The organism is Desulfurella sp. (genome assembly GCF_049977265.1).
Classification (GTDB): Bacteria; Campylobacterota_A; Desulfurellia; order Desulfurellales; family Desulfurellaceae; genus Desulfurella.
In genome coordinates, this window is the sequence record NZ_JBMFGQ010000010.1 from 20,185 (window position 1) to 30,198 (window position 10,014).

12 protein-coding genes are annotated in these 10,014 nt (G+C 31.8%); 7 read left to right on the plus strand and 5 right to left on the minus strand.

Going from position 1 to position 10,014, the window contains the following annotated elements; genetic code table 11:
* The 3 genes from dnaE to ACP5FO_RS03340 are packed head-to-tail and all read left to right on the plus strand — an operon-like array spanning position 1 to position 5,902.
* Positions 1-3,375, plus strand: a complete 3,375-nt coding sequence (dnaE, locus tag ACP5FO_RS03330) for a DNA polymerase III subunit alpha (RefSeq protein ID WP_428157021.1) — start codon at positions 1-3, stop codon at positions 3,373-3,375.
* Positions 3,372-5,375, plus strand: coding sequence for an LUD domain-containing protein (locus ACP5FO_RS03335; protein ID WP_428157022.1), 2,004 nt, complete (start codon positions 3,372-3,374; stop codon positions 5,373-5,375). Before dnaE ends, ACP5FO_RS03335 begins: the two co-directional genes overlap by 4 nt.
* Before the next feature lie 2 nt (positions 5,376-5,377).
* On the plus strand, positions 5,378-5,902 hold the full coding sequence (locus ACP5FO_RS03340) for a cob(I)yrinic acid a,c-diamide adenosyltransferase (RefSeq protein WP_287006277.1): 525 nt from the start codon (positions 5,378-5,380) through the stop codon (positions 5,900-5,902).
* On the opposite strand, the gene ACP5FO_RS03345 is transcribed toward ACP5FO_RS03340, so the two are convergent.
* From ACP5FO_RS03345 to ACP5FO_RS03365, 5 genes are read right to left on the minus strand one after another with little or no spacing between them, the layout of a single operon-like run.
* Complete coding sequence (locus ACP5FO_RS03345) at positions 5,903-6,766, minus strand: sulfate/molybdate ABC transporter ATP-binding protein (RefSeq protein ID WP_143338644.1); 864 nt, start codon at positions 6,764-6,766, stop codon at positions 5,903-5,905.
* Entirely contained in the window at positions 6,753-7,427 is a 675-nt protein-coding gene (gene modB, locus ACP5FO_RS03350) for a molybdate ABC transporter permease subunit (RefSeq protein WP_025392556.1), read from the minus strand. Before modB ends, ACP5FO_RS03345 begins: the two co-directional genes overlap by 14 nt.
* Positions 7,420-7,812, minus strand: a complete 393-nt coding sequence (locus ACP5FO_RS03355; RefSeq protein ID WP_428107141.1) for a TOBE domain-containing protein — start codon at positions 7,810-7,812, stop codon at positions 7,420-7,422. The genes modB and ACP5FO_RS03355 overlap by 8 nt, the downstream gene beginning before the upstream one ends.
* 43 nt (positions 7,813-7,855) lie before the next feature.
* Positions 7,856-8,212, minus strand: coding sequence for a DUF4282 domain-containing protein (locus ACP5FO_RS03360; RefSeq protein WP_428157023.1), 357 nt, complete (start codon positions 8,210-8,212; stop codon positions 7,856-7,858).
* A gap of 11 nt (positions 8,213-8,223) precedes the next feature.
* Complete coding sequence (locus tag ACP5FO_RS03365; RefSeq protein ID WP_025392559.1) at positions 8,224-8,703, minus strand: hypothetical protein; 480 nt, start codon at positions 8,701-8,703, stop codon at positions 8,224-8,226.
* A 138-nt stretch (positions 8,704-8,841) separates the two neighbouring features.
* On the opposite strand from ACP5FO_RS03365, the gene ACP5FO_RS03370 reads away from it, so the two are divergent.
* The 4 genes from ACP5FO_RS03370 to ACP5FO_RS03385 all read left to right on the plus strand — a co-directional run.
* Positions 8,842-9,063: a hypothetical protein gene (locus ACP5FO_RS03370; protein WP_025392560.1), complete on the plus strand. Its 222-nt coding sequence runs from the start codon at positions 8,842-8,844 to the stop codon at positions 9,061-9,063.
* On the plus strand, positions 9,051-9,695 hold the full coding sequence (locus ACP5FO_RS03375; protein ID WP_025392561.1) for a DtxR family transcriptional regulator: 645 nt from the start codon (positions 9,051-9,053) through the stop codon (positions 9,693-9,695). The genes ACP5FO_RS03370 and ACP5FO_RS03375 overlap by 13 nt, the downstream gene beginning before the upstream one ends.
* Positions 9,696-9,699: 4 nt before the next feature.
* Entirely contained in the window at positions 9,700-9,921 is a 222-nt protein-coding gene (locus ACP5FO_RS03380; RefSeq protein WP_092127609.1) for a FeoA family protein, read from the plus strand.
* On the plus strand, positions 9,918-10,014 hold a 97-nt coding region (locus ACP5FO_RS03385), incomplete at its 3' end, for a FeoB small GTPase domain-containing protein (RefSeq protein WP_428157031.1). The genes ACP5FO_RS03380 and ACP5FO_RS03385, both read left to right, overlap by 4 nt.

Genomic DNA, 10,014 nt, shown 5'->3' on the forward strand with positions numbered 1-10,014 from the left:
ATGTCATTTGTGCATTTACATAATCATTCTGAGTATAGCTTGTTAGATGGTGCTAACAAAATAAATGCAATGGTGGAAAAAGCAAAAAGTGACAACCAAGAATACGTTGCCCTAACAGATCATGGAAATATGTTTGGAGTGCTTGATTTTTATAAAACCTGCACAAAAAATAACGTAAAGCCTATAATTGGATTTGAAGCATACCTGGCACCAGATAGATTTGACAAATCAAATAAAAGTAATTTTCATTTGACACTACTTGCAAAAAACAACGAAGGCTACCAAAATTTGCTAAAATTATCTACATTTTCTTATACTGAAGGTTTTTATTATAAGCCCAGAATAGACAAACAATTACTTAGAGAATATTCTGAGGGAATTATAGCTGGCAGCGCCTGTCTACATGGCGAAATTAACTATTATCTTTTAAATAACGACTATAATTTGGCAAAAAAAGCTTGCCTTGAGTATCAAGAGATTTTTGGCAAAGATAACTTTTTTATAGAGATCATGAGGCATGATTTGCCAGAACAAACTCAGATAGAGCCTTTGCTACTTAGACTTGCTAATGAAATTAACGCTCCAGTGGTTGCCACAAATGATTGTCACTATTTAAACAAAACAGACGCAAAAGCCCAAGATGCACTGCTTTGCATTCAGACAAACAGGCTCATAAATGAAGAAGATAGGATGAAAATGAGAACACAGGAATTCTACTTCAAAACGCAAGAAGAAATGTATGAAAAATTTAAAGACTTAAAAGAAGCGCCAGATAATAGCTACCTTATAGCAAAAAATTGCTCAATTGAGCTTGAACTTGGAAAATTAATATATCCCGTTTTTTCTGAAAATATGCAAAAAGACAATGAAATGCTTGAAAACCTTGCAAAAGAAAGACTTGAAAAACGCATAAAAAACTTTGGCTTGAAAAACCAAATAGATGTTTATTATGCACGCCTTGAGTATGAATTGAATGTAATAAAACAAATGAATTTTAGCGGATACTTTTTAATCGTTTGGGATTTTATAAATTACGCCAAAAGCCGCTCTATACCTGTTGGACCCGGAAGAGGCTCAGCAGCTGGAAGCCTTGTTTCTTATAGTCTTGGGATAACTGATATTGATCCTATAAAGTACGGATTGTTGTTTGAAAGATTTTTAAACCCAGAGCGAATATCTATGCCAGATGTTGATGTAGATTTTTGTGTAGAGCGAAGAGATGAAGTCATAAGTTACGTGCAAGAAAAATACGGTCAGTACAATGTAGCCCAGGTTGCAACATTTGGTACTATGCTTTCAAAAGCCGTAATTAGAGATGTTGCAAGAGTTATGGGCTTTAGCTATGCAAGCGCCGATAAAATTGCCAAGCTAATACCAACAAATGCAACGCTTGATGAAGCTATAAATCAAGTCGATCAATTAAAAAAGATGATTCAAGAAGATAAGCAAATACAAGAATTGTTTGATTTATCAAAAACACTTGAAGGCTTAAAGCGTCATGCATCAAAACATGCAGCAGGTGTTGTTATCTCTCAAGAACCAATATATAATAGGTGTCCCCTATATAAGCCAGCTGGAGAAGATGCCATCATTGCCCAATTTTCAAAAGAACATTTAGAAGATGTTGGTCTCATAAAATTTGACTTTTTGGGCTTAAGGAATCTTACCGTTATCGATTTTGCGGTTAAACTGATAAAAAAATACGAAAACGAAAACTTTGATTTACTAAACATACCCACAGACAATAAAGAAGTGTTTAAACTACTTCAAAGCGGTGCCACGCTTGGTGTGTTTCAGCTTGAAAGCTCGGGCATGCAAAAATTGATAAGCGAACTCAAACCAACCGTTTTTGAAGATTTGATAGCTTTAGTTGCGCTTTATAGACCAGGACCACTTGGCAGCGGTATGGTAAAGGATTTTATTGAAAGAAAACACGGCGTTTCAAAAGTAGAATACCCTCTGCCACAATTAGAGCCTATTTTAAAGGAAACCTATGGCATAATATTATACCAAGAGCAAGTCATGCAAATTGCTAATGTTTTGGCAGGATATACTTTAGCAGAAGCTGATATCTTACGCAAAAGCATGGGCAAAAAAGATAAAGAAAAAATGGCTCAGCAAAGAAGTGTTTTTGTTGAGCGTTGCATTAAAAATGGTATTGATGAAAAAAAAGCTGAAAGTATTTTTGATTTAATGGAGTATTTTGCCGGGTATGGGTTTAACAAATCACACTCTGCTGCTTACGCCTATATTGCTTATCAAACAGCTTACCTAAAAACACACTACCCTGCTTACTTTATGTGCGCTTTACTTGCTAGCGAAGCAAGCAATACCGACAAAGTTGCAATCTATATTGATGAATGCAATAGGCTGAATATACCGATTCTGCCACCAGATATAAATGAAAGCTATACTAATTTTACTGTTGTTTCTCAAAAAGATTCAAATAAAAAAGCTATAAGATTTGGTCTTTCGGCTATAAAAAATGTCGGAGCAGCCGCTATAGAAATTATAATTGAAGAAAGAAAAAATGGATCCTTTAAGGATTTATTGGATTTTTTGAAACGTGCAGATCAAAGAAAAGTAAACAAAAAAGTTGTAGAAAGCCTTATTAAAAGTGGCTGTTTCGATTTTGTCGATAAAAATAGAAACCAATTACTTCTACAGGCAGAAAACCCAAAAAAATCCTCGACTGACTTGTTTGGGATGGATAATACCGTTAGTTTGCAACCACAAATTACAACAACACAAGAAGAAATCACAAAGTATGAAAAAGAGCTATTGGGTGTATTTATAAGTCACAATCCGCTTAAAAAATATGAAAGTATAATTAAATCGCTTGATATAAACTACATTTCACAATTAGACACTTTAAATGATGAATCAGAAATCAAACTTATAGGTGTTGTTTCAAGTTTAAAAGAAATCCATACAAAAAATAAACAAACAATGGCTTTTGTTAATTTTTCAGATTTACATGGTAGCATTGAGATTGTAGTATTTCCAAACTTATATGAGCAGCTTAAACAATTAAACAGCATTGAGCCTATTTTGATTATTGGAAAACTTGAAAAAAATGAAGAAAAAACATCAATTACAGCCAAACAGATCATTCCCATGCAAGAGATACTAAAACAGATTTCAAAAATCACCATTGTAATTGATTCAAATATAGCTCACGCAGAATCTGTACTCAAAGATATTAAACAATTAACAAATGCTAACTCAGGCAATGCTCAATTGTTTATCTGTTTACAAAAACCACAATCAAAACAAACTCTGTTTAAAACAAAATCAAGTTTAAAATGCGATTTTGAATTACTGGAATATCTTAAAAAATACGATATAGGTATAAAATTAGAGTTGGCTTCATGAAAGAAGAAGATTTAGTAAATGATAAATTCCTGCAGGACGCTCTATCTAGACTTGAAACGAATTATTTTCAAAAAAGAAAATATTTAGAAAAGATATTTGACTATGATAATTACAAAAATATTACACAAACAATAAAGCAAAAAAATATAAAAAATCTTGAATTAAATACACAGGCTCTTATTGAAAATTTAAAGAGAAAAAACATAGATGTTGTATATGCACAAAATGCTACTGATGCTTGCAATGCCATATTAAATATACTGCAAAAACATAATGTAAAATGTGTTGTTAAATCAAAATCGCTAACAACGGAAGAAATACATCTTAATAAATTCTTAAAAACAAACAATATAGATGCTTACGAAACTGATCTTGGAGAATGGCTTGTTCAAATTGCAAACCAGCCAAGCACCCATATGACAGCTCCTGCAATACATATGTCAAGAGAAAAAATCCAAAACCTGCTTAATGAAAAGTTTGGTGAAAATTTATCGAGTGATTTAGATGAACTAGTTCAATTTTCTAAAAATAAAATTAGAGAATACTTTAATTATACTCATGCAGGTATTTTTGGATCAAATGTTGTAACCAAAGATGGCTTATTTTTTATTGTAAGCAATGAAGGAAATGTAGAGCATGTTTTGCTAAAAGACATTAATATATGTGTAGTTGGAATAGACAAAATTGTAGAAAACATTGAAGAAGCATTAACTATTGTTGATTTTTTGCCAAAATCCGCAACTGCCCAGTTATCAACATCCTATGTAGATTGCTTTGAAAAACCTTTTGGCGAATTTCATGTAATACTGCTGGATAATGGCAGAAGCAAATTATCAAAAAATAATGAATTCTCACCAATTTTGCAATGTATTCGCTGCGGTGCATGTCAAAATGCATGTTGTGTATATACAACTGTAAGCGGTTTGGCTTTTAGAGGCGATGCATACGCTGGTCCAATCGGTGTTTTACTATCATATTTAACTAACTATCCTGATATTGGAGAGTTTGCAAACTATTGCCTTGGTTGTATGGCTTGTGATTCTATTTGTTCAAGCAAGATTCCCATACAATCTCTAATACTGAAAATTAAATCAAAAAACCCAACAAATAGCCTGATTAAAGATAAAATATTGGATAGCCTGACAAATTATTCTCTTTTGCGCTTATCTATTGGCATTATGTCAAAACTGTTCAAAGACCAGATGAAATTTAATAATAAAACACTTGATGAGTATTTTGGATTTGATTTTAGAGTATTTCCAAAACCAAACAAAAAATCATTTGATCTAATAAAAACACAAAAATCAAACATTGGTTTATTTGCTGGATGCGCTGTAAACATTTTTTATGATGATTTAGGCAACGATTGTTTAAGCTTAGCAAAAAAACTCAATATCAATATTTCGGTAGTCAAACAGAGTGCCTGTTGTGGAGCTGCTTGTTATTACAACGGAAAACAGTCTCAAGCTGTAAATAGCGCAAAAAAAGTTTCAACCCAGATAGAACAATATGATGAAGTTATTTTTTTGGATCCTCACTGCCAACATATGATTGAAAGAGATTACTTTGAACTTGCAGGCATAGACCTAAATGCTGCGTTAGTTGATGCAGGCTCATATTTTCTTAAAAAAATAGATAAAAATAAGTTAAAACCACTTAACAAAAAAATCACATACCATCATCCATGCCATTTACTTAGGGGACTTAAAACTTCTTTGATATTGGAATCATTTATAAATGAAATAGAGCCAAAATTTGTTAATTTAAATGAAAGTGATAAGTGTTGCGGTTTTGCTGGAAGTTATTCTATAATGCACAAAAGTATATCAAAAAAACTTGTTGAAAAAAAAGTAAACAATATTGTTGATACTGATGCAGAAATTGTAATTACAGCTTGCCCTGGATGTATTATGCAAATACAAGGATTTATACAAAATAAAGGTCTTAATATTAAAGTAATGCATTTTGTTTCTTATTTGAACGAAATTTTAGGAGGCTAAATATGAAAGAAAAAGGCTATGTACAAGTATACACAGGAAACGGCAAAGGTAAAACAACCGCAGCAATTGGTTTAACAATAAGATCTCTAGGAGCAGGATTAAAGGTTTTGTTTGTACAATTCGTTAAAGGATTACCCTACAGCGAACACAAGGCGCTTTCAAGGTTTGAAAACCTGACAATAAAGCAATTTGGCAGACCAGAATTTATTCATTCAAAACCTTCAGACGAAGACATTAAAGCCGCAAAAGATGGGTACAATTACGTAATGGATATATTTACCAATAGCCCGAATCTTTTTGATGTTGTTGTGTTGGACGAAGCAAATATTGCCGTGTTTTTTGGACTTTTTAGTGATGATGAGCTTATTGAGCTAATTGATAAAAAGCCACAAAACACCGAGCTTATTATAACTGGCAGGTATGCAACGCAAAAAGTTATAGATAGAGCCGATTTGGTTACAGAAATGAAAGAAATAAAACACTACTATACCCAAGGCGTAATAGCAAGAGATGGCATAGAAAAATAATTAATCAAGTATAATTTTTTTTGTAGAAAAATTAAACGCTTTTGTAGTTATAAGTATTTTGTCACCAATAGATAGATTTGAAAACTGGTTTTTATTTGTAGGTATATAAACTATACTATTTCCTATTAATACCTTTAGTATACCTAAAAGATCGCTAGCTTTTTTATCAATTACTGTTCCAAAAATATTTACATTATTTGTATCTATATCAAAAATTGCTTGAGGTTTGCCATGCTTTGTTATTTTGCCATTTTTTATAACAAAAATATAATCGCTTAGCTTTGCTACTTCTGAAATTTCATGGCTAACCATTATAGCAGTAATGTTAAATTTTTTTTGCAAAAACAATAGCTCATCTTGCAATGTTGCCCTCAGTGACCAATCCAAAGCAGACATAGGCTCATCTAAAAGCAAAACTTTCGGTTTTCTAGCTAAAGCTCTAATTAGTGCAAGTCTTTGCTTTTGCCCACCAGATAATAAACTAATTTTTTCATTTTTATACTCTCTTAAATTCACCAGTTCAAGCAACTCATCAACATATCCAGAATCTTTTTTTGATTCAAGCGCAAACTCTACATTTTTTGCCACACTCATATTCTCAAACAAGGCATAATCCTGAAAAACAAAACCTATTTTCCGTAGCCTGACAGGCAAATCTATATTGTCTTTACTTGAATACCACACTTTACCATCAACGCAGATATATCCAGAATCTGGTTTATCAAGGCCTGCAATAAGCCTTAAAATAGTGGTTTTACCAGCACCCGATGGACCAAAAATTGATACAAAATCATTTCCCTGTATAGTTAAATCCACATTTAATTCAAATGTAAAAAGTTTCTTTTTTAACTTAACTTCTATCATTTGATACGAATTTTTTATTGATAAAAAATACAAACATCAAAAAACTCAAAGATACTAATGACAAAACAAGCGAGTAAAAGTTTGCCAATTTGTAGTTAAGTGCCATAGAAGCATCAAAAATAGCTATAGAGGCAACTTTTGTGACACCTGGAATATTGCCACCAATCATTAATACAACACCAAATTCGCCAATTGTGTGGACGAATGTCAAAACAACCGCACTTAAAATAGACGGCTTCATGTTTGGCAATAAAACCTTAAAGAATGTTTCAAGCTTTGTTTTGCCCAGCGTATACGAGGCTTCTTTGAGAGATTTAGGTAAAGCTCTAAATCCTGATACCAGAGGATTTACCATAAATGGAAAACTGTAGAGAATGCTTCCAACAACAAGTCCAGAAAAACTAAATACAAGTTTTATACCAAAATATTCCAGTATTTTACCCAAAAACGAAGCAGGACTAAAAATTACAAGTATATAAAAACCCAAAACAATTGGTGGCAAAAACAAAGGTATATTTACCAAAGCTTCATATACAAAACGTAGCTTAGACTTTGTGTATGCTAAAAAATATGCAACGAAAATACCAATAAAAAATAATACCACTGTAGCAATAATTGCAAGTTTAAATGTCAGGTAAAGCGGCAGTAAAAAATCACTCACATAAAACCTCTATAGAAATAGCTTTTACCAAAAAATAAACTTCGTCGTTAACTTTTATATTAAGTTTTTTAAGCGATTTATTTGTTACTAAACTATAAATAAGATGACCTTTGTATAAAAGCTCAATTCTAGCAAGTAAGTGGCCATTTTCTATGCTCTTTACAATAGCCTTGTGTATATTTGAAATGCTAATTTCTGAGATTGCTTTCTTTGCAATACTTACATCATTTTCACGAAACCTTAACTTTACAGTATTTAGTTTGTCGCATCCATTTTGTAGCTGCAAAATAAAAAAAGTATCACCTTTTACATTAACTTCAAAAAAATACACACCATTTGAAAATTCCGTGTTTTCTAATACACCCTCAATTTCATTAATTATCATTTCGGGTGTATTATATTGTATATACCGCTTGCAGTCAAGCCAATTAAACTAATTTGTTTTTTTCATTTATTTGTTTTAATTCCTCATAAATTCTAAAAACAACAATAATAAACTCAAAATAAACTCTAATAAGCAAAAATAACAAAACAAATACTATTGGAGCAGCTAAGATAAAATAAACTCCTCTTGTCATCATACCTATACTTACAAGCGCAATACCAAATAAGCTTAACCAGTAAAAAAATTGCAACAACTTTGGTGTAAGCATTTCCTTTAAAAACAATATACTGTTTACAAAATCATTTGTGTTTTTACTTTGAGGTTTATCAAATCTTGTGCCACAACTTGGACAAAATTTTGAATCATCTGGTATTTGAGTACCACAATTTGGACAAAACATTTACTTGCCTCCTATATTTTCACTAATTTATTGTTAATGAGTTTTAATTTCAAAATTTTGTGAAGAGTAGGCTTGCAAGCCATACAATCGTTAGGTCCGTGCTCATAATAATCCACATATAAAATATTACCTTTTATATAAGCTTTTTTGTAATCTATCCTATCTCCTAAGTCTATATTATTTGAAATCTGTTTGTATTTACCGCCGACTTTTTCCATTACCCTAACATAAGAAAAACAACCGCTACCGCCACCACCTTCACCGCTAACAAGCACCGCAACTCTTTTATTGTTTAAATTACCAAAAACCACATCATATACACTTATGTAGCACCTTTGCAAATCTGATTTGAATTCTCCATTTTTCAAATGTACGGTCAAATCACAAGCACCGCTTTGTATCGTAGAATTTTTAACCAAACTCAAATCATTAGCAAAAGCCTTACTTACAAGAACTAGACATAAACCCAAAAAAACCACAAGTTTCTTCATACTTGCACCTCCATCAAAGTGTTTTCAATATTAAAAACGAATTTTTTAAATTTTTTTGACAATTTAGCATAAAATTTTTTGCTTGACAAATTGTTAGATTTATCTAATATTATTTTATCATTCTATCTTGGAGGTTTTATGAGAGAGTATATAATGCATTTATTACACAAACAAAAAGGCATAACATTCAATGATTTATTGAAAAAAACAAATTTAAAGCCAGAAGCTTTGATCAAAATAATATTTGATTTATCAAAAAAAGACAAAGTGTATTTTTTGAATTCAAAATCAATAAAAAATTGTTCAGTATGTTTTGCAAAAAATATCTGCAAAAAAAAGGAGGCAAAATGGTTTACTTAAGTGAAACGCAAGAAGATTACCTGCTTGATATCTTAAAGCACACAACAAAAAGTACAGTTGCCCGTATAAAAGATATAGCCAAAACAAGAAATGTAAGTTTACCTACAGTTGTTAGTGCAATAAAAACGCTTGCAGAAAAAAATATTATTAACCATGAAAAATACGGTTATATAACGCTTACAGATTACGGTATTGAACTTGCAAAAAATTTACTTGAGCGCAAAAAAAATATACTAAGATTTTTAACTTTTACGCTGGGAATTCCAGAAGATATAGCAATTATAGACGCTCACAAACTTGAACATGATTTATCCAAACAAACTTATGAACAATTTATAAAGTTAACAGATTTTTTAGCAGCAAATCCGCTTATTAAAGAACAATTTGATAAATTTGCAAAAAGGGAGGCATATATGAAGTTAAACGAGATTAATGTGGGAGAAACAGCTAAAATTGTCAAAATAGAAAACTCTCCAATAAAAAGTAAATTGCTTTCTATGGGTACAACGCCAGGTGTGCAGATTAAAGTAGAAAAAGTCGCACCTCTTGGAGATCCAATTGAAGTAACGCTTCTTGGATATCATTTAACACTAAGAAAAGACGAGGCGGAGAAAATAATTGTTGAGAGGTGAAGCTATGTCACTAATTTTAGCAGATGAAAATGCTGAGTATGAAGTTGTTAGAATAGAAGGCGGTCATGGATCGTACACAAAATTTTTAGAAATGGGTTTAGTACCAGGTGCAAGGCTAAGGGTAATCTATAACGCAAAAGGACCTATAATTATTGCAATAAACGGTTCAAAGTATGCTTTAGGCAAAGGTCTGGCTTCAAAGATTATAATTAAGGAGGTTGCATGAAAAGCTTTACGGTTGCCTTAATTGGCAATCCAAATGTAGGAAAATCAGCCATATTTAACGAACTAACTGGCTCAAACGCACATGTTGGCAACT